This window comes from Sedimentisphaera salicampi (assembly GCF_002117005.1).
GTDB lineage: Bacteria > Planctomycetota > Phycisphaerae > Sedimentisphaerales > Sedimentisphaeraceae > Sedimentisphaera > Sedimentisphaera salicampi.
In genome coordinates, this window is the sequence record NZ_CP021023.1 from 1,834,712 (window position 1) to 1,858,391 (window position 23,680).

General features: G+C 42.1%; 28 protein-coding genes. 1 reads left to right on the forward strand and 27 read right to left on the reverse strand.

Annotation, left to right across the window (positions count from 1 at the left end; genetic code table 11):
• Positions 1-100: 100 nt before the first annotated feature.
• The 3 genes from ruvA to dnaG are packed head-to-tail and all read right to left on the reverse strand — an operon-like array spanning position 101 to position 4,425.
• Positions 101-742 carry a Holliday junction branch migration protein RuvA gene (gene ruvA, locus STSP1_RS06855; RefSeq protein ID WP_085755643.1) on the reverse strand — a complete coding sequence of 214 codons (642 nt, stop codon included), beginning with the start codon at positions 740-742 and terminating at the stop codon, positions 101-103.
• Positions 739-2,625: an RNA polymerase sigma factor RpoD gene (gene rpoD, locus STSP1_RS12785; protein ID WP_085755644.1), complete on the reverse strand. Its 1,887-nt coding sequence runs from the start codon at positions 2,623-2,625 to the stop codon at positions 739-741. Before rpoD ends, ruvA begins: the two co-directional genes overlap by 4 nt.
• Positions 2,626-2,634: 9 nt before the next feature.
• Positions 2,635-4,425, reverse strand: a complete 1,791-nt coding sequence (gene dnaG, locus STSP1_RS06865; RefSeq protein ID WP_085755645.1) for a DNA primase — start codon at positions 4,423-4,425, stop codon at positions 2,635-2,637.
• A gap of 270 nt (positions 4,426-4,695) precedes the next feature.
• Between dnaG and larE the strand changes: the two genes are divergently transcribed.
• Positions 4,696-5,535 (forward strand): ATP-dependent sacrificial sulfur transferase LarE, encoded by an 840-nt coding sequence (larE, locus tag STSP1_RS06870; RefSeq protein WP_161491655.1) that lies wholly within the window; start codon positions 4,696-4,698, stop codon positions 5,533-5,535.
• Positions 5,536-5,541: 6 nt separating this feature from the next.
• Here the strand turns inward: larE and STSP1_RS12750 are convergent, their stop codons facing one another.
• From STSP1_RS12750 to STSP1_RS06985, 24 genes are all read right to left on the reverse strand, one after another.
• Positions 5,542-5,676 carry a hypothetical protein gene (locus STSP1_RS12750; protein ID WP_257789394.1) on the reverse strand — a complete coding sequence of 45 codons (135 nt, stop codon included), beginning with the start codon at positions 5,674-5,676 and terminating at the stop codon, positions 5,542-5,544.
• A gap of 67 nt (positions 5,677-5,743) precedes the next feature.
• Positions 5,744-6,439, reverse strand: a complete 696-nt coding sequence (locus STSP1_RS06875) for a hypothetical protein (protein ID WP_085755647.1) — start codon at positions 6,437-6,439, stop codon at positions 5,744-5,746.
• Entirely contained in the window at positions 6,430-7,236 is an 807-nt protein-coding gene (locus STSP1_RS06880) for an RHS repeat-associated core domain-containing protein (RefSeq protein WP_085755648.1), read from the reverse strand. Before STSP1_RS06880 ends, STSP1_RS06875 begins: the two co-directional genes overlap by 10 nt.
• A 403-nt stretch (positions 7,237-7,639) precedes the next feature.
• Complete coding sequence (locus tag STSP1_RS06885; protein WP_085755649.1) at positions 7,640-8,206, reverse strand: hypothetical protein; 567 nt, start codon at positions 8,204-8,206, stop codon at positions 7,640-7,642.
• Positions 8,207-8,309: 103 nt separating this feature from the next.
• Positions 8,310-8,882 carry a hypothetical protein gene (locus tag STSP1_RS06890; protein ID WP_085755650.1) on the reverse strand — a complete coding sequence of 191 codons (573 nt, stop codon included), beginning with the start codon at positions 8,880-8,882 and terminating at the stop codon, positions 8,310-8,312.
• A gap of 70 nt (positions 8,883-8,952) precedes the next feature.
• Positions 8,953-9,279: a hypothetical protein gene (locus tag STSP1_RS06895; protein ID WP_085755651.1), complete on the reverse strand. Its 327-nt coding sequence runs from the start codon at positions 9,277-9,279 to the stop codon at positions 8,953-8,955.
• Positions 9,280-9,304: 25 nt separating this feature from the next.
• Positions 9,305-9,595, reverse strand: coding sequence for an RHS repeat-associated core domain-containing protein (locus STSP1_RS12620; RefSeq protein WP_161491656.1), 291 nt, complete (start codon positions 9,593-9,595; stop codon positions 9,305-9,307).
• A 95-nt stretch (positions 9,596-9,690) separates the two neighbouring features.
• A complete protein-coding gene (locus tag STSP1_RS12505) occupies positions 9,691-10,053 on the reverse strand; it encodes a hypothetical protein (protein WP_085755653.1) in 363 nt (120 codons plus the stop codon).
• A gap of 2 nt (positions 10,054-10,055) precedes the next feature.
• Positions 10,056-11,141 (reverse strand): RHS repeat-associated core domain-containing protein, encoded by a 1,086-nt coding sequence (locus STSP1_RS06910; RefSeq protein WP_161491657.1) that lies wholly within the window; start codon positions 11,139-11,141, stop codon positions 10,056-10,058.
• A 274-nt stretch (positions 11,142-11,415) separates the two neighbouring features.
• Entirely contained in the window at positions 11,416-12,474 is a 1,059-nt protein-coding gene (locus tag STSP1_RS06915; protein ID WP_085755655.1) for an RHS repeat-associated core domain-containing protein, read from the reverse strand.
• A gap of 43 nt (positions 12,475-12,517) precedes the next feature.
• Positions 12,518-13,135: a hypothetical protein gene (locus STSP1_RS06920; RefSeq protein WP_085755656.1), complete on the reverse strand. Its 618-nt coding sequence runs from the start codon at positions 13,133-13,135 to the stop codon at positions 12,518-12,520.
• A 70-nt stretch (positions 13,136-13,205) separates the two neighbouring features.
• A complete protein-coding gene (locus STSP1_RS06925; protein ID WP_085755657.1) occupies positions 13,206-13,790 on the reverse strand; it encodes a hypothetical protein in 585 nt (194 codons plus the stop codon).
• The gene (locus STSP1_RS06930) at positions 13,790-15,331 is read right to left on the reverse strand and encodes an RHS repeat-associated core domain-containing protein (protein WP_085755658.1); all 1,542 of its coding nucleotides are present in this window, start codon (positions 15,329-15,331) and stop codon (positions 13,790-13,792) included. The genes STSP1_RS06925 and STSP1_RS06930 overlap by 1 nt, the downstream gene beginning before the upstream one ends.
• 142 nt (positions 15,332-15,473) lie before the next feature.
• The gene (locus tag STSP1_RS06935) at positions 15,474-16,130 is read right to left on the reverse strand and encodes a hypothetical protein (protein ID WP_085755659.1); all 657 of its coding nucleotides are present in this window, start codon (positions 16,128-16,130) and stop codon (positions 15,474-15,476) included.
• Positions 16,127-16,672, reverse strand: a complete 546-nt coding sequence (locus tag STSP1_RS06940) for a hypothetical protein (protein WP_123807009.1) — start codon at positions 16,670-16,672, stop codon at positions 16,127-16,129. The genes STSP1_RS06935 and STSP1_RS06940 overlap by 4 nt, the downstream gene beginning before the upstream one ends.
• Before the next feature lie 7 nt (positions 16,673-16,679).
• Entirely contained in the window at positions 16,680-17,540 is an 861-nt protein-coding gene (locus STSP1_RS06945; protein ID WP_161491658.1) for an RHS repeat-associated core domain-containing protein, read from the reverse strand.
• Complete coding sequence (locus STSP1_RS06950; RefSeq protein ID WP_085755662.1) at positions 17,524-18,066, reverse strand: hypothetical protein; 543 nt, start codon at positions 18,064-18,066, stop codon at positions 17,524-17,526. Before STSP1_RS06950 ends, STSP1_RS06945 begins: the two co-directional genes overlap by 17 nt.
• A gap of 20 nt (positions 18,067-18,086) precedes the next feature.
• Positions 18,087-19,058 (reverse strand): RHS repeat-associated core domain-containing protein, encoded by a 972-nt coding sequence (locus STSP1_RS06955; protein ID WP_085755663.1) that lies wholly within the window; start codon positions 19,056-19,058, stop codon positions 18,087-18,089.
• A 16-nt stretch (positions 19,059-19,074) separates the two neighbouring features.
• Positions 19,075-19,659, reverse strand: coding sequence for a hypothetical protein (locus tag STSP1_RS06960; RefSeq protein WP_085755664.1), 585 nt, complete (start codon positions 19,657-19,659; stop codon positions 19,075-19,077).
• 65 nt (positions 19,660-19,724) lie between these two features.
• A complete protein-coding gene (locus tag STSP1_RS06965) occupies positions 19,725-20,363 on the reverse strand; it encodes a hypothetical protein (RefSeq protein ID WP_123807010.1) in 639 nt (212 codons plus the stop codon).
• 17 nt (positions 20,364-20,380) lie between these two features.
• Entirely contained in the window at positions 20,381-21,361 is a 981-nt protein-coding gene (locus STSP1_RS06970) for an RHS repeat-associated core domain-containing protein (protein WP_085755666.1), read from the reverse strand.
• 38 nt (positions 21,362-21,399) lie between these two features.
• A complete protein-coding gene (locus STSP1_RS06975; RefSeq protein WP_085755667.1) occupies positions 21,400-21,966 on the reverse strand; it encodes a hypothetical protein in 567 nt (188 codons plus the stop codon).
• Between the two features lie 103 nt (positions 21,967-22,069).
• Positions 22,070-22,642 (reverse strand): hypothetical protein, encoded by a 573-nt coding sequence (locus STSP1_RS06980; protein WP_085755668.1) that lies wholly within the window; start codon positions 22,640-22,642, stop codon positions 22,070-22,072.
• A gap of 70 nt (positions 22,643-22,712) precedes the next feature.
• Complete coding sequence (locus STSP1_RS06985) at positions 22,713-23,678, reverse strand: RHS repeat-associated core domain-containing protein (protein WP_085755669.1); 966 nt, start codon at positions 23,676-23,678, stop codon at positions 22,713-22,715.
• Positions 23,679-23,680 lie beyond the last annotated feature (2 nt).

Consider the following 23,680-nt stretch of genomic DNA (forward strand, 5'->3'; position numbering starts at 1 on the left):
AAACCTCGTAAAATTCTCTTTCGAAGGCATTATATGGTTTGCTGCACTTTAATTCAATAAATCTTTTGAAAAATGTGCGTAATAAAAGCAGAACTGTCGGCTAAGCCTCTGCGCCCTGCTTCAGGCGATATATAGTTGGCACAAGCTCTTCAGCAGTGCTGATTTCGGGGTGTTTTTTCTGAGCAAGCATAATGAGCTCTGTAACCTCTGCCCTTTTCTCACCCCATGCGGTGAGAATCTCAAGCGCCTCAAGCTGAAACGCCTTGAAGCCTCCGGCAGATGCCCCCCCTTCTGCGGAGGGAGCCCCTTGAGAAAGGGCATAATAATCAAGCTTGCCAGAGAGCTCGGCAATTATATGCTGTGCGAGCCTTTTGCCTATCCCGGGAAGCGATATAACAATCTTTTCATCAGCGTTTTCGATAGCGCAGGCGATCGTTTCAACGGGCATAGAAAGCGATTTAAGCCCCTTCTTTATGCCCATCCCCTTAACGCTTGTGTAAATATTGAAAAACTGCTTTTCCTTCTCGCTCATAAAGCCGATGATTCGGGGAATCATATTCCCTCCGCCGGGAGTTCCCTCGAAATACTGGCTTGTATAAAGCGTAACCTCGCTGCCTGTTTGGGCGGAAAGGTTGCTGATGCAGTATCCGGGCAGAAGCACCTGATATGCAACATCCCCCACCTCCACAAGAGCAGAGTCTTCGGTTACTTCAAGAAGATTTCCTCTAATTCTCGCTATCAAGCCTCTTCCTCGCTGTCTTCATCATTTTCTTCTTCGTTGTCGAGGAAGCCCTGAAGCTTTCTGGAACGCACAGGGTGCTGGAGCTTGCGGATAGCCTTTGCCTCCACCTGCCTCACGCGTTCTCTTGTAACCTTGAAAATTTTGCCCACCTCTTCGAGCGTGTAGGTGTATCCGTCGCCAATGCCGTATCTGAGCTTAACGATTTCCTTCTCCCTGTAGGTGAGGGTGTTGAGGATCTCATCAATGCGGTCTTTGAGCATTTCCTGCGTTGCAGACTGCACAGGCGAATCTGCTCGCTCGTCTTCTATGAAATCGCCGAAGTAGCTGTCTTCGCTGTCGCCAATGGGCCGGTCGAGGCTGATTGGGTGTTTGGATATCTTGAGCACCCTTCTGGCCTCGTTTATCCCGATCTTCAGCTCCTTGGCTATCTCTTCAATGGTGGGCTCGCGGCCGAGCCTCTGAAGCAGGTTCTTGCTCGCAGTTCTCAGCTTGCTCATTGTTTCGATCATATGCACGGGGATTCTGATTGTGCGAGAGTGGTCTGCGATGGCTCTGGTTATCGCCTGCCTGATCCACCATGTAGCGTAAGTGCTGAATTTGTATCCCCTGCGGTATTCGTATTTATCCACAGCCCGCATCAGGCCGGTGTTGCCTTCCTGTATTATATCAAGGAAGCTGAGCCCCCTGTTGCGGTATTTCTTGGCGATAGATACAACGAGCCTGAGGTTTCCGCCTGAGAGATCACGCTTGGCGTTTTCGTATTCCTTGTAAACCATATCCACCGAGCGGAGCCTCTTTTCGAGCTGCTTGGGGGTTTCCTTAACAAGCTCAATCATACCCCGAAGCTCTTCGGTCATTGCCATAATATCTTCTTCGAAGTAGTCTTTGCCCGGGCCTTCAGAGATAATCCTCTCAAGGTTTTTCATCTTCTTGAGAAGGCTTCCCAGCTTCCTTCTCATCGGAAGGATCTTGCTGGTTCTCAGGCTGAGCTCTTCAAGCAGGGTGGCAATCTTTCTGCGGTTTCTCTGGATCTGCTTGTGCATTGTGAGTTTTTTGGATTTATCACCGCTGTCGAGGGCTTCAAGGAAAAGCTCGCTGTTTTTATCGAGCAGTTTTTCCACCGTTTCAAGATTCTGGGGAAGCCTCTTTTTCACTACTGAGCGAATAAGGTTCTCAGCTGTGCTCATTTTCATTGTTCTGTCGAAAGGCAGATCTCCGCTTTCCACTTTCCTGAGTATCGAGACAGCCCGCCTTGCGGCATAGTCGCTCTCGAGCACCCTTCTTCTGAAAGCCATTCTCGTGAGCTCAATCTTGCGTGCGAGGCTGATTTCCTGATCCCTTGTAAGAAGCGGAATTTCCCCCATCTGCGAGAGATACATCCGGACAGGATCTTCAATTCTCTTGGCGTCCTGTTCGAGCAGGGCTGCGCTGAAAGCATCCACCTCTTCCTGCACCTCCGGCTCAACTTCTTCCACCACATCCTCTTCAAAGCCCTCTGCACCTATCTCCACGCCTTCTCCCTCAGCGCTTGGCACATCTTCCTCGTCGAGAATCTGAACGCCCATCTCATCCAGCGTTACCAGCAAACCGTCGAGGCTGTTGGGTGAGATAGACTCATCAGGCAGCTCCTCATTCATCTCTTCATAGGTGAGGTAGCCCTTCTTTTTGCCCTTCTTTATGATCTCACGAATCTTCTCTTCAATCAGCGTCTCGTCTGGAACAAGCTTCACCGGCACTGTTTCGTGAGCGCTGTCTTCGCTTTTCTGTTTCTGCTCGGCCTGCTTGAGGATTTCGTCCGCAGCTGCACTGAGCTGTTCAGGGCTTGCATCCTGACCGAGAGACTCGTTTATATTGTCTTTTGCCTGTTTACTCTTTTTTGCCATATGTTTCTCTTAAAACAACCCATTGCGAAGGTTTTTATACCTGCTGTTTTCCTGTTTACTTCTTATATTTTCCAAATATTCTTCTAATGATTCTGAATCCTCTTGTTCGCTGCTTGTTTTATCGTAGTAGATCACTTCAGCAGCATCCTGAATCCTCTTTTCGAAATTCTGTTTCTCATTTCCCGAATCGATCATCTCGTTTACAAGCCTGATCTCTTTCTCATCAAGTCCGTCGAAAACAAGAGCGGTTTCTATCGAATCGCTTGATTCGGCAAGCGGAAAGATCTTTTCCGCCAGTTTCTTCAGCACCGGAACAGTGAAATCATCGGGCGAAATACGGTTTCTAACTTTCCCCGCTAATCTCGGACTGCATAGAAGCACCTCAAGCACTTCCCTTTCCGCTACAGAAATATAGTCTCCGCCGATTGTTATTGCTTCAACAGAGCGGTTTTTTTCGTGAAAAAACCTTCTTGAGCTGATATTTTTGTAAATCATCTTATTTACCTGCTCCCTGCTAACACCTGAAAGCGCGCAGAGCCGGTTAACTATCAGCCCCTTTGTAATATCGTCAACTGAGCCGTTTTCCACTGCTTCGGAAAGAAATTTTACAAATTTTTCTACTAAAAACTTACCGTCGGAGATGCCGGAAGCCTCGAAATCGGCTTTGAGCTTCTCCCATTTCCATTTTATTCCGTCTTCTGCAGAGTTTATAAGCTCAACAAACTTATCCTTCCCTTCAGAGAGCAGAAATTCGCACGGGTCCATTCCGCCTTCAATAATGCAGATCTCAACATCCATACTCTCACGAAGGCATACCTCCAAAGCCCTCTCTGCGGCATTTATCCCAGCCTTGTCCCCATCAAGCATTATCACAAGCTTCCGTGCATAACGCCTAAGCAGCCTCGCATGCCCTTCAGTAAAGCTGGTTCCAAGGGCAGCAGCCACATTGTCCACCCCGTACTGATGCGCCATTACCACATCGGTATATCCTTCCACAAGCACCGAACGCCCCTCTCGAACTATTCCGTGCCGTGCCTTGTCTATCCCGTATATACTCCTGCTCTTATCAAATACAGGCGTTACAGGCGAATTTATGTATTTCGCATTCTCATCGCCGAGCGTTCTGCCGCCGAATCCAATTACATTTCCGGAGGCATCAAAGATCGGGAACATCAGCCTGTCTCTGAACGCATCGTAAAGGCGGCCTGATTCTTCTCTCTTCTTGCAAAGACCTGCCTCAATCAGCAGTCTTTCCGAGATGCCGGCAGATAGACCGGCTTCTGTGAGATTTCTCCAGCCCTCAGGAGCGCAGCCTATAGCCCAGGCCTTTGAAGACTCTTCGCTAATCTGCCTTTCCTTCAGGTATTCACGGGCCTTCCCGCCCATCTCGCTTCTCTCCATGACACCGCGCCAGTAGTTTAGAGCCCATCTGTTGGCCTTAAAAACAAGGCCGCTGGGAGACTCGAATACCGTTTTTTCTTCTGCCGGAGCCTTCTTTTCGCGCAGAGTAATCCCAGCGCGGTCTGCTAACCGCTTAACAGTTTCAGGAAAGCTCAGGCCTTCCCTCATCTGAATAAACGAAAAAATATCCCCGCCCGCACCGCAGGCAAAGCATTTAAACCTGCCTATCTCGGGAGTAACAGTAAGGCTGGGTTTGTGGTCATCGTGAAACGGACACAAACCGATAAAGTTTTTACCTTTCCTGTCAAGCTTGAGGTGTTCACCTACAACATCCTCAATAGAATTGCCGGGGGCGTTTCGTATATCATCTATTATTTTGTTGTCGAAATAATAAGACATAATCAAAGTTCAGTAATTTTTTAAGCCCCGAGGTTTATACAAACCCAGAGCTAAAAAACAAGATTAGCTTCATATCAACTGTTAAAGAGCAGAGGGAGCGGGACTTACCAATTGGACACTTAGTTTTTTGGTGCAAGGCCTTAATAACACCCCTCTACTATGTTAATGCCGCAAGGAAGGCAAATTTTACACAAAAATGTCTTAATGAAGCAAATAAGGCAGAAATTTTTTATTTTCAGAACATTTCATAATTTATTTCGCAGATATGTTATGTGTCTGAAAAAATATGAAAAACTTTGTGAGACTATCCGAAGGTCAGGGAAGGTTTGTGTAAGCTTTTCCGGCGGGGTGGATTCAAGCTTTCTCGCATACACCTGCCGCAAAGTGCTCGGTAAAAAAAATATGCTCTGCGTATACGTGAGAGGAGCGGCCGCTTCTGAAAAGCAAACAAGCAACGTCTCTGCAACAGCCGAAAAATACGATTTCCCTCTTGAGATAATAAATGTTAATGAACTTGAGGTGGAGCAGGTGCGAAGGGGAGACCCAAGACGCTGCTATTTCTGCAAAAAGAATATCATCAGCCTGATCAGCCGAAAAGCAGAGGAAAAGGGATTCAATATTATCGCCTGCGGCAGCAATCTCGACGACCTCTCAGACTATCGCCCGGGCAGGGATGCAGTGAAGGAAATGGGCGTGAGCGAGCCTCTCCTTGAAGCTAAGCTCACAAAAGATGAAATCCGCTCCCTTAGCCGAAAATTCGGCCTTGATACCGCCGATATGCCTTCAGAACCCTGCCTTCTCTCAAGAATCCCATACAACCGCCCTGCTGACCGGCGGATGCTCACGCAGGTGGAAGAGGCGGAAAAAGTGCTTGCCGATTTCGGATTTGATGTATGCCGAGTGCGTCATTACGGAATAACTGCAAAAATCGAAATACCTCCCGAAAAATTCGAGCAGTACAAAAAAAGTGAGCAGCATATTAAAGAAAAAATCCTCAATGCCGGCTTCTCCGAAGTCGTTTTGGATGAGAACGGATTCCGCTCAGGCTCATTAAACGATTCCCTCCGCTTCAAACACAAACAAAATCATGAAAAGATGAAAAATTCTTAGCTGAATTTAAAGGCTCAGCCACATGCCGGCATCATACCGCCGGCCGGTAAACATATACGGATTTCCGACAGCGCTTTCATCCAGCGGCTGGCCATTCGTTTCGGCCGCAGAGTCGATTGTTACGCCCTCTCGCATCAGCATATTGTTATAATCGTATTCTATTCCATCTGCCTCAGTCAGCCAGTAGTTAATTTATATAAAACATTCATTACGGCCAAAGAACCGGAGATTCATATTTGTTACAATTCAAATAAATACCTTCGCCAATTTCAATAATATCCTCTTTAATATAAGCATTCATAGAAGGAGATAATTTGTCATCTGTTATTACTAACGAAAATGACCCTATTGAACGGTTACCGTAATCTAATATAGCCGCTTTTTTACCATTGAAACTATAAAGAAAGACAAAGCAAGAACTGTCTAAATCTGTAATCCATTTTGGCTTATCATTAATCACATTTATGTAATACTGAGGGCGATAAGGAGTATCTTTGATACAATCTTCTTCTTTTAGCCAGCTTCTAATTTGGACTTTATCGACTTCTGGGGAACTTTTCATAACTCCTTGTTTGACATGGTATCCTATTGGACTGATGCCAGCATATATCAGGTTAGTCCAGATTGTTAAGAAAATCACAAACAATGTTCCGTATAACAAACTATGTTTTCTTAGAAAAAATGCTGTGATTGACAGCAAAAATAAAATGAAAGGCACAATGCTATTATAAACATCTCCATAAAACAAAATAGGGGTTAGTAAATCCTTGTAAAACATATTTGAATCAAGGTATTTGCCAGTAAAAAAACATAAACTTACAATACAAACATTTAACACAAAAGCTAATATTAGAGGGCAAAATATTAAAACCTGCAACTGCAATTTATTATACTTTATAGCCATATTCCGCCTCCAATATAAGGTCTTGCTGGTTTGTTTTTATTAACCTTCATCTCAATATACTTATCATGTCCTATTTTATAAAATTTTCTTTCTCCTTCAGTTGCAGGATGACCATATTTAATCCAATTCCACGCGTCAGGCATCCACAAAGGATGCCCCCATCGTGCGCCTGCCGCTCCAACTCCGAAATAGTTGATTTCCTCACCTCTATATACTTCCCTTTTTTTGCCGTCTTTTATTTCATAATATTGATTAGAGGTAGAGTAATATAAGGTATCTTCTCTATCAGTTTGAAACGGTGTTGGTTTCATATGATTATTAATATGATTTTCAATTTCTTGATTAAGTTGTTCTTGAGTGATAGGCCAAGGATTGGTGCGGCTTCCATAATCTCCTTGAGCAGGTATCTCATGGGTTTCAGGAGTCTCATTCTCTCCCCACGGATCAACGAAGTTCACAGGATTATTTCCACAGTAGGCGTAGAGGTTCATTGAGTCGATATAGCCGAGGGGGTCGCGGGAGTGGAAAACTCCGAGCTTGGGATTGTAGAATCTGGCGCGGTAATAGTACAGGCCGGATTCGCTGTCGTACCGCCGGCCGGTAAACATATACGGATTTCCGACAGCGTTTTCATCCATCGGCTGGCCGTTCGGATCGGTTATTGAAACGCTGCCGTATGCATCATAGCTGTATCTCTCAGCGATCCCGTTCGGCTCGGTGCTGTAAACAGCAGCCGCGCTGCCCAGCTCGCCGGCGAAATAGCCATAGTAGCTGTGTTTCATCTTTATCGCACACATAATCTATTACCAGTAAGCCCAAAAGAATACAGAAAAAGCCAAAAAGGCAGCAAGCGTTATGTACAGAAATAACTTTATAATAACGCTTCTGTTTTTTCGGAAATGCTTTGTGCTAACTACAGAAGCCAATAAGCATAAAAACCACAACAGGATTAGCGGAGGGCTTTCTCTATTATATTTGTTTTGAGTAAAGAATGAATATGCGATAAAAATCCCATTTACTGAACAATAAAAACTAAAAAACGGGATTAAAATCCAAGCAAATTCTTTTAAGTTGCTTAATATACTTTTCATAGCCACCCCTCCGCCAAATCTCTCATGCTTTCTGTCCAGCCTGCTCCCGCCGGCCTCACCACATCAATCATACAAACCACATTTATCTATAATAATCATTTTCAACAGTTTAGTTTACAGGTCCGGTCAGATAAGTTCTTTTTTGGGCAGCAAAATCAAATCTGATGTTATCATCAATCGTTTTTTGGTTCTTAGTAACGGTAACACTTAAAATCAAATCAAGCCTATTGTTTCCATCTGAATTAAGATGCAATTTTTCTTTTGATGACAAAACTTCAAATCCGTTCAGCTTGGAGAATTCCAAATCTTGCTCTTCTAATTTTATATCTCCCTGCTTTCTTTTGATATAAATATGATTTATTTCTGAATTAACAGCAGGATTTGCTTTATGAACCTGAATATAAAGGCCGTAAGGTCCGGCTGTCTTATTTCTATATGCAGAAGGCTGAAAGAAAGGATAAAACAGTACGCCCTCTATCACATTGAAATCTTCTTCATCAATCTGATTTTTGGTAATGGGAAGATTGTACTCGTCCAGCTCCCTGCATATATATTTTTCCTTCCTGTGGATAATCAAAAATCCTGCTTGAAAACATAATACTACGGTTGCAGCAAGCAGAAGTCCGCTTATAAGCAGTAAAATATTTCTCTTTGACGCGCTTTTCGATTTGTCCATCTTAATATCTCATAATCAAAAAACAGTACCCATCCCGTTCGGATCGGCCGAATACGTTTCGGCCGCAGAGTCGATTGTTACGCCCTCTCGCATCAGCATATTGTTAGACAACTGACGAAGGAATGGTTTTTCTTTTCGCTGTAAAGTTATATTCAATGCTCCTTCGTGAAATATTGCCTCCCTCTTCAATAACATCAAGCTTTATTTTCAGTTTAAATTTCTTTTCGGCATTATAATCCAGATGAATCTCTTCTGTAAGGTTAAATACCTCCATCGCTGGATATTTTTCGGAATCAAATTTTTCCATAGGGAAGTTCAATTTTCGGCTTTCTGTTTCCAAGGCACCACCAGCTACTTTTATCTTGCAGTTATTCCCTGAGGGCTTGCGGATTTGAATGAATAATTCGTAAGGCCCTCCTCGTACATTGCCGTCGAATTCATTATCATTAGTTGATAAGAACGGGTAAATGCAGCAGCCTTCTACCATAAAAGATGCGTTTTCATCAATCTGGGTTAAATCAGGCGGAAAGCTGTACTTCTCCAATTCGCTGCAGATGTAGGTTTCTTCGTAGATTTTTGTAAACAATCCTATTTTTGCTAGCCATCCCAAAACCGCTAAAGGTATTGCAAATATCATCAACAGGAAAATTAACAAAACAGCTTTTCTCTTTTTCATTTTGTTCCCTTTAGTTCAAATTCTATTTTCAATATTGCGTCTCTTTGGTTTAATAACTAGCTGTTAAATATTAGTAAGTGCCTAAGATTCTTTGATACCATTTTGTAGGATCATCTGGAGAATTGCCCCATCTAATGTATGGTAAAACATCATAATTTAAGTGGTTCATAGGTTCAGTATCAGGGAAAAAATTATAGGTCCCCATATTCACAGGATCTGTTACAATATTTTGGCCTGTTGAGTCATAAACTACTTCACATTTGCCGCTCGGCGAAACCCATTTTTGGTTATTTTCGTTTCCCTGCCCTTGTTGATGGTAATTGTCTTTAGCTCCACTTAATTTTCTCCAGCCTAATCTTTTTGCTTCTTCTACTGTATTAGGACGCCAAGTATTCAAATTGTTGCGATTATAATGTTCTTCCTTAGTTACTGCAGGTCTTGGTATTTGGCTTCCGCCAGGATGTATAATTTCGTAAGTCTCCCCCCATTGGATCAGCGTAGTTTACAGGATTATTTCCGCAATATGCGTAGAGGTTCATTGAGTCGATATAGCCGAGGGGGTCGCGGGAGTGGAAAACTCCGAGGGCCGGGTTGTAGTATCTGGCGCGGTAGTAGTACAGGCCGGACTCGCTGTCATACCGCCGGCCGGTAAACATATACGGATTTCCGACAGCGCTTTCGTCCAGCGGCTGGCCGTTCGGATCGGTGTTCACTTGCCACCAAGAAGATTTAAATCGTTGAGGCTTTTCAATTTCGTTATTTAAAGTAACCACATTGAGCTTTATTTTATTTTTATATTTGATATTTATTAAAAGATTATAGCCAATATCCCTATTATTAAGAACATCAGCCAAATAGTTCCTATGATATTCTTGCATATTGAGATTCTTCTCAGCATAACGGCAATTTCATCATCTATATTTTCTGAAGAAAATCTTTTTTGAATATTTCTAAAGAAGTTCAGTTTTTGTTTCGTATATGAAAGCATCTTTCCTGGCGACCAAAAAACTGGGCATGAAGACATGTATTCATCGGGGGCATCAAATTCATTTAGCTTTCCTCTTTTTTTGCAGCTAAGCCATATATTTCTCTGATTTCGCCCAATAATCATTGAGCATACCCATGTAACGAGAGCTGCTGCAATAAAAGCTGATTGTAAGTAAACTGCCAATTTTATAGACCTCCGTTTTTTAATATCTGAGTTTCAAGCATAATTATATGCCCTTCTGCTGATCCTGCCCCAATTCCTAAATTAAAGGTTGTTAAATCTACCTTTCCTAAACCATCTTTGGATTTAGAGTTTATATTATGGCCTCTTGTAAATCCTCTAGTAAAGCCAGCCCCATAAGATCCGCCTACTTCTACCGATTTATTAGCTAAATCTTCTCCTTTCTTGGCGTTTTTTGAAAAACCATAATCAATTGAAAAGCCTCCAAACGTTCCTGTAGCCATTCCTATTCCTTTAGTATAATAAGTTCCCCAATAGAAACCTTCAGATTCTGAATATCCAAAATAACTCCCGAGGCCATAAGTGCCTGAAGCTCCATATCCCCCAGAGGAACTCCCGCCAATTGTTATTGCCCACAGCCCCCAGGGATCAACGTAGTTCACAGGATTATTGCCGCAGTAGGCGTAGAGGTTCATTGAGTCGATATAGCCGAGGGGGTCGCGGGAGTGGAAAACTCCGAGCTTGGGGTTGTAGTATCTGGCGCGGTAATAGTACAGGCCGGATTCGCTGTCGTACCGCCGGCCGGTAAACATATACGGATTTCCGACAGCGCTATCATCCAGCGGCTGGCCGTTCGGATCGCTTATTGAAACGCTGCCGTATGCATCATAGCTGTATCTCTCAGCGATCCCGTTCGGCTCGGTGCTGTAAACAGCAGCCACGCTGCCCAGCTCGCCGGCGAAATAGCCATAGTAATCTTCCGCAAAGGCGGCATCCCGCTCTGCAATATAATACTCGCTCAGATAAAACGCCATCTCTTCGATGTTGATCATATTAGGCTCTGTGCTGTCGATAAAATCGTAATTTGCATCATAGCATAAATCGCCCTCGGCGCACAGCCACGCCTCAGCCAAATCGCTCATGCTTTCTGTCCAGCAGGCTCCCGCCGGCCTCACCACATCAATCATACAAACCACCTCATCAATTCCCGCTCCGTAAACGAAGCGTTTCTGCAGGCCGCCCGAGCCGTCGTATTCCGCTATCACGCGATGCCCCGAATATGCAAAGCTCTGCTGCAATATATTAAACATCACCAATTTAACCAGAATAAAGTCGTAAATATCAGAAAGAACGCCAAACTTATCGCTGAGAATATTTTTTTTATTGTATTCGCATTTCTGTAATAAAGAAATACCAGCAGAATGCATATCGCAAGACACGCAATCCAAAGGTGTATTATTGGATTAGCATTTTTTATATCCATCTCTTGCGAAATACACCTGTTTATCATCCCGATGCCTCTCGTCGAATACAAAAAATTGAATATTAATGCCAACCCCCAAATAATTTCCGCAACAAGTTTTTTTACAGCCATATTCCTACTCCAATATAAGCACGCATTCCATTTCCCATTCTCTCTTCTTCTTTACCATATGCATTTTTAATTGCATTAAACATTAAATTTGTCCATGCGTGGCAGTTAGCACCAATTATAAAATAGTTTCCTCTTTGCCCTACAATACTGTCAAGCCAGCCAGATATTGCTTCATCTTCTTCGCTTGTAGTATTAAGTTTTTTCTCGACAAAACCACCTTTATGACATTTGTCTCGATAAACTTCACCTGTTAGAAAATTTTCTGCCCAAGGGTTAAATGTGTTTTTTAAGAATTCATCACTACCACTTGTCCCCCAACCAATTTGATGGTACCCGAAAGATTTGTATCTTCCATTAGGATTCCCAACATTTAAATTAGCGTGCCATCCAGTTGCGTAATGCCTGGCGATCCAAACATCTTTTCCCATTGGATCAAAATAGTTCACAGGATTATTGCCACAGTATGCGTAGAGGTTCATGCTGTCGATATAGCCGAGGGGGTCGCGGGAGTGGAAAACTCCGAGGGCCGGGTTGTAGTATCTTGCCCGGTAGTAGTACAAACCGGATTCGCTGTCGTACCGCCGGCCGGTAAACATATACGGATTTCCGACAGCGCTTTCATCCAGCGGCTGGCCGTTCGGATCGGTTATTGAAACGCTGCCGTATGCATCATAGCTGTATCTCTCAGCGATTCCGTTCGGCTCGGTGCTGTAAACAGCAGCCACGCTGCCAAGCTCGCCTGCGAAATAGCCGTAGTATTCTTCCGCAAAGGCGGCATCCCGCTCTGCAATATAATACTCGCTCAAATAAAACGCCATATCTTCGATGTTGATCATATTAGGCTCTGTGCTGTCGATAAAATCGTAATTTGCATCATAACATAAATCGCCCTCGCCGCACAGCCACGCCTCCGCCAAATCGCTCATGCTTTCTGTCCAGCAGGCTCCCGCCGGCCTCACCACATCAATCATACAAACCACCTCATCAATTCCCGCTCCGTAAACGAAGCGTTTCTGCAGGCCGCCCGAGCCGTCGTATTCCGCTATCACGCGATGCCCCGAATATGCAAAGCTCTGCTGAAGCTCCTATATATCATTTTCCCCTCTCATTCCTCTGCTCTATAATAAAATTGATTAGCTCATTTATGCTCATATCACTGAAAAAGTCATCGCCCTTTAGTCTTGATTTATCTTTGTTTTTATGTATTCGAGATTTAACAAATTTTTCTAATTCTTTGCGGAATAACTCCGGATTAGGCGATTTTGACTGCCTGTGAACAAAATACTTAGTTTGCATTTCCATACTTTCAGTTTGCAAATGATTACCATTAGCATCAAATGCTGTAATGCGGTTAGTATCTTTCGGAGGATAATTCAAATATTCACAAGCCGCAAGGACAGTTTCAAAAATCCGGAGTTTTTTATCATAAAGAAATACCGGAGGCTTTACTTCCGACAAAAGTATTTTGATATACAATTCAAACTCCTGCCGGAAATATGCCTCGTATTTTTCATCTTTAGTTCGAATATCACTGTCGTTAGCGTAATGCTGGATCTGGTGTATTATTGCATCAATATCCTTATCCGGGAAATTATAAGAAGAGCATTCCTTGCCCCACTGCTCGAGAATATATTGCGCACTAACCTTGCCGTTCAGCATATCCTCTATTAATTTGGCTAACTTTACCTTTATGCTAAATGAATCAGTCATTAAAAACCTCTATCATAACAGAAATAGCAGATGTCCCTACAGACCATATAGCGAATCAGTGATCATCAGATTAATTATTCCCAGCATTTTCAATTGACCAGTTTTTTGGGAGCTTCTCTGAATCATCAATAAGAGAGCTGCTTGGTATATTATCCGGTACAAAAAGGACTCTTTGTTTTACAGCAAGTTTTTGGGATATATACCAGCCCGGTGAGATTTCAGAATAAGGCTTGTAACGCGAAATAATTTTATCTTCTGAACTATTTGGATTGATATTTTCGACCGAATAACACAGTCCATACTTTACAGTACTAAAGTGATGGGTTGCAGTGAAAAATAGAACGAAATCATTTCGCCTCCGAGCTTTATAAAATCTCCCCCTTCTCATTTTTTTCATTAATTTATGCAGCAATTTTGTGTCAACATTTTTAATCTTCTTAATCTTCTCTCCAACATATATCTTATCTTCCATAATCACATCCCAACCTGTAACTTCATAAATAGCAGGTTTATTTTGGAATAATGCAGTAAGCTCTTGGATAAGGCTGCTGTTGCTGCTTGTAATTACAGGAGCCGTGTAAATATACGGCATGGACAAAAGAAGCAAATATAATGCAACAACTGAAAGTATTAGTTTATAAATTTGCTTTTTCATCAATCCCAAGCCCCGTTTATTGCGTCATCCCTACCGCGATTTATATCTCTAATACTATCCTCATCATCCACAAAGCTCTCATAGTCCCAAATAAGCGGTTCACATTGATCAATCATTAAAGGAACCATAGGAATTTCATAATAATCACAACCATCAATGTACCCATATAGGTGCCCGCCTACCCTCATACTTAACCAGCCAGCTGTTCCCAGATGATATTGAGCGAGATAACCTGCAATATAGTTCCCAAATTGGGATGCTGATACAACATCTTCTTTTTTCTTTTCAGCTGTATTTGAAGCTGGGATTGTAAAAGTTCTATTGGGATTATTGGCTTTATAATCATATTTTGCATTTTCACTAATAAAAGGAACAATAATATGATCAAAAGGAGACCAATCTCCTTTTTCTCCTTCCTTTATTATATCTCTTGTTTCCTGATAATTAAAATGCCAACCACCATATTTATTTAATTTTCTTAACCCCATTGGATCAGCGTAGTTTACAGGATTATTTCCGCAGTATGCGTAGAGGTTCATTGAGTCGATATAGCCGAGGGGGTCGCGGGAGTGGAAAACTCCGAGCTTGGGATTGTAGAATCTGGCGCGGTAATAGTACAGGCCGGATTCGCTGTCGTACCGCCGGCCGGTAAACATATACGGATTCCCGACAGCGCTTTCGTCCAGCGGCTGGCCGTTCGGATCGCTTATTGAAACGCTGCCGTATGCATCATAGCTGTATCTCTCAGCGATCCCGTTCGGCTCGGTGCTGTAAACAGCAGCCACGCTGCCCAGCTCGCCTGCGAAATAGCCGTAGTAATCTTCCGCAAAGGCGGCATCCCGCTCAGCAATATAATACTCGCTCAGATAAAACGCCATATCTTCGATGTTGATCATATTAGGCTCTGTGCTGTCGATAAAATCGTAATTTGCATCATAGCATAAATCGCCCTCGGCGCACAGCCACGCCTCAGCCAAATCGCTCATGCTTTCTGTCCAGCAGGCTCCCGCCGGCCTCACCACATCAATCATACAAACCACCTCATCAATTCCCGCTCCGTAAACGAAGCGTTTCTGCAGGCCGCCCGAGCCGTCGTATTCCGCTATCACGCGATGCCCCGAATATGCAAAGCTCTGCTGAAGCTCGCCATCATCAGCGCCAACGCCTGAGCCATTCGCACTGCTCATCCGACGGCCGAAAACATCATAACCTTCCAGCGATACGCTCGCCTCATTCGGATCACCAGCAAGCCGATAATGTGCCCGAAGCCTGTCCTGCGGGTCGTAGATGTAGTATTCATCGCCGCAGCGGGAGAGATTTCCGTTCCCGTCATACTCCACCGCCTCAGAGCCCGCAGAGCTGTATCGCCCCATCCCGTTCGGATCGGCCGAATACGTTTCGGTTGCAGAGTCGATTGTTACGCCCTCTCGCATCAGCATATTGTTATAATCGTATTCTATTCCATCTGCCTCAGTCAGCCAGTAGTTTTTGTCGTAGAAATACGATTTTGTATTATTAGCCGAATCTTCCTTCGATATCACATTCCCCGCAGGATCTCTTTCGTATCCGATATAACTAACGGAAGAACCGCCAAGAAAATGCTCAATCGAATCAAGGTAAATCCCTCTGTTGTCGTCAGTCTGAGAGCTGAGGTCTTCATAGTCGTAATAAGTGTGTAATCTTTTAATTTTTCCCCCAATCCAACCGATCCAATTTTCTAAAATTGTGAATGATTATTAAATTATCGTTGTTTAGAGAGGTGTTTGTATGCAAATCTCTGTCGTACAGATACAGGTATCTCCCTTCGTTTTTTTGGCTTAAAGTTTCTTGGTCAATTAAGTCGTTTGAAATATCTGTTTCGACAAAAAGTACAGTCTCGTCAGTTATTTCTGATGCTTCCTTCCCGATAAGCGAGTTATTTAATGCAAAATGTGTTCCTTTTCTCGCTGAAACATAAAATTTTATCGGTGTAGAACTTGAATAGACTGAAAGTTCTTTGTGCCACTCGTCTTCAAAGTACATTCTTTTATCTTTTCGGTTATTGATATATTTTTCTAAGCAAGTTTGCAAATGCCTTGCGTTTAAATGAGCTTTAATTTTAGAATTATCAAAATAGAAAGAAAGACAGCAATGAAGTATAACTGAAAGACCAAGCGATATACTTATTGAGGCACAAATCATGGATAAAATAGTCAGCTGCTTCTTGTCTTTTTTTAAGCCAATTATCCTTAATATGCTAAAAGCAACTGAAGCAATTATAAAAAAAAGGCCAGCAATAGAAGGTAATCTGGTCAGCAGCAACAAAAGAATGCCTACAGAATCTATCTTATTAAGTTTCATAAGCTCTCCGTAGAAATTGATGTTTTGTAATAATCGGGAGTGGGGAAACTCAGAAGTTCATTATCCTTCTCATATTCGCATAAGCAATAAACTTCAAAAAACGTATAAATCAGATATTTGCCATAGATCTTGTTATTTGTATAAACATTTAATGTTTTCCCTTTGTTTTGTTGATTGCCATTAACTATTTTCCATGTGCCTGTCAAAATAGAATCACCTGCCGAAATCTCAACACTTCCATTTGAAAAGAAGCTGATTTTTCCATTGTCAGGGTTTTTCCAAATACCTGCTATCATTCTGCTTTCAAGTTCAGGTTCTAAAGCGGAGTAAATTTTAGCATAGTTATTAAAAACAGAAAAAAAATATATCAAAAGCGTAGCCATAAAAGTGCATAAAATTAGAAGTTTAGAAGCTGCGTTTCGCAATAATTTTAGCTTGTATGATTTAAGTAAAATTGCAGCTGCAGAAGATACAATAACAAGGGTAGTTAATAAAAAAGGAAACATGGATCGCATAAATATGTAGTTCTCGATTGAAATCACAGTGTTTTTACTCCATTTCTTCTGACCAAGATATGTTTTGATAAATATTTGAGCCCGGCAATGGAAGATCATACCCAAACTGCCCCAAAGCACCCCCAAAGAATGAACCCAAACTATTTGTATCTGTTACAGTAAAATTTAATTTGCCTTTATTTTCTGTAATATGAACATTATATGAACCCATAAATTTTTCAATCCAGCTGTCATCACCTAAATAATAGCTTATAGGGTCATTATATTTATATCTAGCATCGTATGGATAATTACCTTCATTTTTCTTTGGGTCTCTTCTTTTTTCTTTATAGTATCTTTCTCTCGCAAAGTTAACACCATCTGCGTGTTTCATTGCTTCAGCTATATTTGTCTCTCCCTCCCAATGATAAGTATCAGGGCCTATTCCTGTAAACCAAAGAAAAGACATTGTAATGCAATTGTCTAGTACACTGCCTGCAGCATCTGCCATATGTCCATTAGGGTTTAGGATTTCGTAAGTCTCCCCCCATGGATCGATGTAGTTCACAGGATTATTTCCGCAATATGCGTAGAGGTTCATTGAGTCGATATAGCCGAGGGGGTCGCGGGAGTGAAAAACTCCGAGGGCCGGGTTGTAGTATCTGGCGCGGTAGTAATACAGGCAGGACTCGCTGTCGTACCGCCGGCCGGTAAACATATACGGATTTCCGACAGCGCTATCATCCAGCGGCTGGCCGTTCGGATCGGTTATCTCGACGCTGCCGTATGCATCATAGCTGTATCTCTCAGCGATGCCGTTCGGCTCGGTGCTGTAAACAGCAGCCGCGCTGCCCAGCCCGCCTGCGAAATAGCCGTATCGCGAATCAATGATCATCAGATTAATTATTCCCAGCATTTTCAATTGACCAGTTTTTTGGGAGCTTCTTTGAATCATCAATAAGAGAGCTGCAAGCTTGTTTTAACTGCTTGTCAGTAATGTATCCTTTCCATTTTCTGATGTTAATATTGTTTTCTAATCCTAAAGGCGCTAACGCTTCATATATTTTTATATATATTTTTTCATCATAAGACTCAACTCCCCAGCTTGTAATTTCAATATATACACTGATCGGTTTTTTATAAGAAGCTACAGAAATCCAACCCAACTCCGTACGAGTAAAAAAGTGATTGTGCATTTTGTAGCCAGTGCGGCTTTCTGCATCTGCTCCAGCAGGAATATCGCTGTTTTCTCGAACTTTCCTGAAACCATTATCTAAACAAATACCTTTCACTAAATCCAAGACTTTATCGTTTATTCCAAGAAATTCTGATTGGGAATATTTCTCACTTTTAGTTACCAAAATGTTGTAAGAAAGAAATCTGCTGCATCCCTGCATAATAAACAAGGCTGATGCGGCCATTACGAAAAACTTGATATTCATAATATTTAACCTTTCAATACTTATTGCCAAGGCCAAGGTTGACGTTTTTTTGGCTTTTCACTATACGGATGACCATATGGAAATCCATAAGGACCTCGTTCAAGAGGGCCTTTATAAAATCCCCAAACAGCTTTGTCAATCAAATGTAATGGTATATATAAGGGGCCTAATATTTCTCCTTGATGGGTATGCTGCTCTTCATGTTCCCTTATTACGCATTTCTCATTTTCCCTTAAATTGCTACCTATTAATATAACATTTCCCAAAGTCAAGCCTGCCCTATCTAACATCATTGGAGAGTTATCAAAACAAATTGCATTATTGGCAAATTCTGGCCCTTCGCCACCTATCAACAAGCCGGCGCCACCAACAGCTAATCCCAAAGCGGTATTTGGGATATTCCAAGTTTTACCAGCAATATCAAGTGTTACACCAAAAATATCATCAACGATATTAAGCCCCCAAGGATCAACGTAGTTTACAGGATTATTCCCGCAGTAGGCGTAGAGGTTCATGGAGTCAATATAGCCGAGGGGGTCGCGGGAGTGGAAAACTCCGAGCTTGGGATTGTAGTATCTGGCGCGGTAATAGTACAGGCCGGACTCGCTGTCGTATCGCCGGCCGGTAAACATATACGGATTTCCGACAGCGCTTTCGTCCAGCGGCTGGCCGTTCGGATCGGTTATTGAAACGCTGCCGTATGCATCATAGCTGTATCTCTCAGCGATCCCGTTCGGCTCGGTGCTGTAAACAGCAGCCACGCTGCCCAGCTCGCCTGCGAAATAGCCGTAGTATTCTTCCGCAAAGGCGGCATCCCGCTCTGCAATATAATACTCGCTCAGATAAAACGCCATATCTTCGATGTTGATCATATTAGGCTCTGTGCTGTCGATAAAATCGTAATTTGCATCATAGCATAAATCGCCCTGGGCGCAAAGCCACGCCTCCGCCAAATCGCTCATGCTTTTATTTACGATTATTACATCTGACATATTACGTTTATTTTAACTAAAGCAGTTTATCTATGCCAATATAGAATTTTACAGGCTTTTCAACCTCAGCAAAAGCATCTTCATCTAACAAACGAATCTCGATTGTTACTTTTTTGCCGTCAATTTTCAAATCCCCAGAATCAAAAGTAACCAGAGACACCTTATCTGTATGCAAATTTAGATCGTCATCATAGATTCTGTATTCTTGTGCTGTGCTGCTGTTGGCGATGGCTTCTTTAATTATTTTGCCTTTTTTAATTATTTTCACTGAGCAAGTGCCGTTAAACTCATAATCAGAAGGCAAATAATTCCCAACCGGCCTAAATCCCACTGAATACTCGTCGTTTAGAGGAATTTCCAAGTCTGCAAAGACGATAGCATCTTGGGTGATATCTAACTCTTTCTGAGCTATAGGTTTGTGGAGATCAGGAACAGTTGCAACGTTTTTAAGATGTCTAACCCCATCAGGTGGTCTAAATGTTAAAAAATACATTCCAAGCAGGCACGCAATTATAATTACAGCTCCAATAAAACGCTTTTTAACAATCAAATATAACAATGAAATCAGCAAAAATATTGAAATAATTATATATAAAACCATATTCAATCCTTGTAAGCAATTTCCCCGCAAAGCTGCTAATTTTTCAATTCTGCAAAAAACTGCTTTTATTTATCGCTCCATAAAATCATTTTACTATTGATAGCTTTATAATCTAATTGATCGCCGAAAACCCCAATATCATCTTTTGCTATGTCGGAATTATAGACTGTTATTCCAAAAGGTTTGATGATTCCTTTGCCGTAAGAAAGATAAACTGCTTTCTTATCAGAGTCTCTGTAAAACAAGATTATTCTCGGCGAAAAAACATCATAGCCCTTTATTTTGTTTTCTGGATCTTTTATTTTCTGCCATTCTTTTGAATCGGGTAAATCTAAACCCTCAATTTGCCCTGCCAAATCAAAGCGTTCCGCTTTGCCCGCTATACTTTTCTCGAAGCCTTTAAGCAATACGTATCTTCTAAATGAAGGCTGCAAAGCAAAAAATGATACAGCGGCTAATCCAATGCCTGAAATAAATAATATTTTTGCCTTATCTTTCTTGCTTCTAAAAAACATTACTAAAGCTGAAATCAACAAAACAGGGGCTGCAATGCTCATCAGAAACATAAACAATATGAAGCAAACAGAACAAATACCTGTAAATAATGGGTTATTGACGAGTGAGCAGCCAACCATATACCAGCAAGAATAGTACAAAACAGAGGCTGATATCAACATAAAGATGAGTATAGTTACCTTTTTCATTTGCTCAATCCTAAGAATTAAAATATATCTGGGACGTAAGTCGGAATATTACTGGGATCATTTGAATTGGTATTGTAATGATACTTATAATTTTCATCATAAAAGTCATAGCCAAAGTTGAAGAAATATTTTTCACCTTCTGTTGCTCCCATATTCCAAACATCTGGCAAGAAGCGAGGAAAATTCCAATAGGCCGAAGACATCCCAACAGCAATATAGTTAATCTCTTCTCCAGTGTATTTTTTCCCATTCAATAAGAAATAATGGTTTGCTCTTTCATAAAAATATCCAATATCAGACGACAATAATAATGGCAGTTCATATAGATGATTAGGGAATAGCCCTCTTTTTCTAAAGGTATTCATCTTTCTTTTTAGAAACTTATTCGTAATGCTGATTGGATTCGTTAGTGAACCTTTTTGACCTTTTCCAGGTGGAGGCCAAGCCTCGCCGTAAGGATCGACACGGTTCACAGGATTATTCCCGCAGTATGCGTAGAGGTTCATTGAGTCGATATAGCCGAGGGGGTCGCGGGAGTGGAAAACTCCGAGCTTGGGATTGTAGAATCTGGCGCGGTAATAGTACAGGCCGGATTCGCTGTCGTACCGCCGGCCGGTAAACATATACGGATTCCCGACAGCGCTTTCGTCCAGCGGCTGGCCGTTCGGATCGGTTATTGAAACGCTGCCGTATGCATCGTAGCTGTATCTCTCAGCGATGCCGTTCGGCTCGGTGCTGTAAACAGCAGCCACGCTGCCCAGCTCGCCTGCGAAATAGCCGTAGTATTCTTCGGCAAAGGCGGCATCCCGCTCTGCAATATAATACTCGCTCAGATAAAACGCCATATCTTCGATGTTGATCATATTAGGCTCGGTGCTGTCGATAAAATCGTAATTTGCATCATAGCATAAATCGCCCTCGGCGCACAGCCACGCCTCAGCTAAATCGCTCATGCTATCTGTCCAGCCTGCTCCCGCCGGCCTCACCACATCAATCATACAAACCACATTTATCTATAATAATCATTTTCAACAGTTTAGTTTACAGGACCGGTCAGATAAGTTCTTTTTTGGGCAGCAAAATCAAATCTGATGTTATCATCAATCGTTTTTTGGTTCTTAGTAACGGTAACACTTAAAATCAAATCAAGCCTATTGTTTCCATCTGAATTAAGATGCAATTTTTCTTTTGATGATAAAACTTCAAATCCGTTCAGCTTGGAGAATTCCAAATCTTGCTCTTCTAATTTTATATCTCCCTGTTTTCTTTTGATATAAATATGATTTATTTCTGCATTAACAGCAGGATTTGCTTTATGAACCTGAATATAAAGGCCGTAAGGTCCGGCTGTATTATTTCTATATGCAGAAGGCTGAAAGAAAGGATAAAACAGTACGCCCTCTATCACATTGAAATCTTCTTCATCAATCTGATTTTTGGTAATGGGAAGATTGTACTCGTTCAGCTCCCTGCATATATATTTTTCCTTCCTGTGGATAATCAAAAATCCTGCTTGAAAACATAATACCACGATTGCAACAAGCAGAAGTCCGCTTATAAGCAGTAAAATATTTCTCTTTGACGCACTTTTCGATTTGTCCATCTTAATATCTCATAATCAAAAAACAGTACCCATCCCGTTCGGATCGGCCGAATACGTTTCGGCCGCAGAGTCGATTGTTACGCCCTCTCGCATCAGCATATTGTTAGACAACTGACGAAGGAATTGTTTTTCTTTTTGCTGTAAAGTTATATTCAATGCTCCTTCGTGAAATATTGCCTCCCTCTTCAATAACATCAAGCTTTATTTTCAGTTTAAATTTCTTTTCGGCATTATAATCCAGATGAATCTCTTCTGTAAGGTTAAATACCTCCATCGCTGGATATTTTTCGGAATCAAATTTTTCCATAGGGAAATTCAATTTTCGGCTTTCTGTTTCTAAGACACCGCCAGCTACTTTTATCTTGCAGTTATTCCCTGAGGGCTTGCGGATTTGAATGAATAATTCGTAAGGCCCTCCTCGTACATTGCCGTCGAATTCATTATCATTAGTTGATAAGAACGGGTAAATGCAGCAGCCTTCTACCATAAAAGATGCGTTTTCATCAATCTGGGTTAAATCAGGCGGAAAGCTATACTTCTCCAATTCGCTGCAGATGTAGGTTTCTTCGTAGATTTTTGTGAACAATCCTATTTTTGCGAGCCATCCCAAAACCGCTAAAGGTATTGCAAATATCATCAACAGGAAAATTAACAAAACAGCTTTTCTCTTTTTCATTTTGTTCCCTTTAGTTCAAATTCTATTTTCAATATTGCGTCTCTTTGGTTTAATAACTAGCTGTTAAATATTAGTAAGTGCCTAAGATTCTTTGATACCATTTTGTAGGATCATCTGGAGAATTGCCCCATCTAATGTATGGTAAAACATCATAATTTAAGTGGTTCATAGGTTCAGTATCAGGGAAAAAATTATAGGTCCCCATATTCACAGGATCTGTTACAATATTTTGGCCTGTTGAGTCATAAACTACTTCACATTTGCCGCTCGGCGAAACCCATTTTTGGTTATTTTCGTTTCCCTGCCCTTGTTGATGGTAATTGTCTTTCGCTCCGCTTAATTTTCTCCAGCCTAATCTTTTTGCTTCTTCTACTGTATTAGGACGCCATGTATTCAAATTGTTGCGATTATAATGTTCTTCCTTAGTTACTGCAGGTCTTGGTATTTGGCTTCCGCCAGGATGTATAATTTCGTAAGTCTCCCCCCCCGGATCAACGAAGTTCACAGGATTATTCCCGCAATATGCGTAGAGGTTCATTGAGTCGATATAGCCGAGGGGGTCGCGGGAGTGGAAAACTCCGAGCTTGGGATTGTAGTATCTGGCGCGGTAGTAATACAGCTTCGAGCCGGCATCATATCGCCGGCCGGTGAACATATACGGATTCCCGACATCGCTTTCATCCAGCGGCTGGCCGTTCGGATCGGTTATTGAAACGCTGCCGTATGCATCGTAGCTGTATCTCTCAGCGATGCCGTTCGGCTCGGTGCTGTAAACAGCAGCCACGCTGCCCAGCCCGCCTGCGAAATAGCCGTAGTATTCTTCCGCAAAGGCGGCATCCCGCTCTGCAATATAATACTCGCTCAGATAAAACGCCATGTCTTCGATGTTGATCATATTAGGCTCGGTGCTGTCGATAAAATCGTAATTTGCATCATAGCATAAATCGCCCTCGGCGCAAAGCCACGCCTCCGCCAAATCGCTCATGCTTTCTGTCCAGCCTGCTCCCGCCGGCAACTCTGTTTTCTTCCGATTCAAAT

Coding starts and splice junctions, on each gene's coding strand:
- rpoD (WP_085755644.1), bottom strand. CDS start 2,625: ATGGCAAAAAAGAGTAAACAGGCAAAAGACAATATAAACGAGTCTCTC.
- dnaG (WP_085755645.1), bottom strand. CDS start 4,425: ATGTCTTATTATTTCGACAACAAAATAATAGATGATATACGAAACGCC.
- larE (WP_161491655.1), top strand. CDS start 4,696: ATGTGTCTGAAAAAATATGAAAAACTTTGTGAGACTATCCGAAGGTCA.
- STSP1_RS12750 (WP_257789394.1), bottom strand. CDS start 5,676: ATGCTGATGCGAGAGGGCGTAACAATCGACTCTGCGGCCGAAACGAAT.
- STSP1_RS06875 (WP_085755647.1), bottom strand. CDS start 6,439: ATGGCTATAAAGTATAATAAATTGCAGTTGCAGGTTTTAATATTTTGC.
- STSP1_RS06880 (WP_085755648.1), bottom strand. CDS start 7,236: ATGTGTGCGATAAAGATGAAACACAGCTACTATGGCTATTTCGCCGGC.
- STSP1_RS06885 (WP_085755649.1), bottom strand. CDS start 8,206: ATGGACAAATCGAAAAGCGCGTCAAAGAGAAATATTTTACTGCTTATA.
- STSP1_RS06890 (WP_085755650.1), bottom strand. CDS start 8,882: ATGAAAAAGAGAAAAGCTGTTTTGTTAATTTTCCTGTTGATGATATTT.
- STSP1_RS06910 (WP_161491657.1), bottom strand. CDS start 11,141: ATGTTTAATATATTGCAGCAGAGCTTTGCATATTCGGGGCATCGCGTG.
- STSP1_RS06920 (WP_085755656.1), bottom strand. CDS start 13,135: ATGACTGATTCATTTAGCATAAAGGTAAAGTTAGCCAAATTAATAGAG.
- STSP1_RS06925 (WP_085755657.1), bottom strand. CDS start 13,790: ATGAAAAAGCAAATTTATAAACTAATACTTTCAGTTGTTGCATTATAT.
- STSP1_RS06935 (WP_085755659.1), bottom strand. CDS start 16,130: ATGAAACTTAATAAGATAGATTCTGTAGGCATTCTTTTGTTGCTGCTG.
- STSP1_RS06945 (WP_161491658.1), bottom strand. CDS start 17,540: ATGCTGGGAATAATTAATCTGATGATCATTGATTCGCGATACGGCTAT.
- STSP1_RS06950 (WP_085755662.1), bottom strand. CDS start 18,066: ATGAATATCAAGTTTTTCGTAATGGCCGCATCAGCCTTGTTTATTATG.
- STSP1_RS06955 (WP_085755663.1), bottom strand. CDS start 19,058: ATGTCAGATGTAATAATCGTAAATAAAAGCATGAGCGATTTGGCGGAG.
- STSP1_RS06960 (WP_085755664.1), bottom strand. CDS start 19,659: ATGGTTTTATATATAATTATTTCAATATTTTTGCTGATTTCATTGTTA.
- STSP1_RS06965 (WP_123807010.1), bottom strand. CDS start 20,363: ATGAAAAAGGTAACTATACTCATCTTTATGTTGATATCAGCCTCTGTT.
- STSP1_RS06970 (WP_085755666.1), bottom strand. CDS start 21,361: ATGATTGATGTGGTGAGGCCGGCGGGAGCAGGCTGGACAGATAGCATG.
- STSP1_RS06975 (WP_085755667.1), bottom strand. CDS start 21,966: ATGGACAAATCGAAAAGTGCGTCAAAGAGAAATATTTTACTGCTTATA.
- STSP1_RS06980 (WP_085755668.1), bottom strand. CDS start 22,642: ATGAAAAAGAGAAAAGCTGTTTTGTTAATTTTCCTGTTGATGATATTT.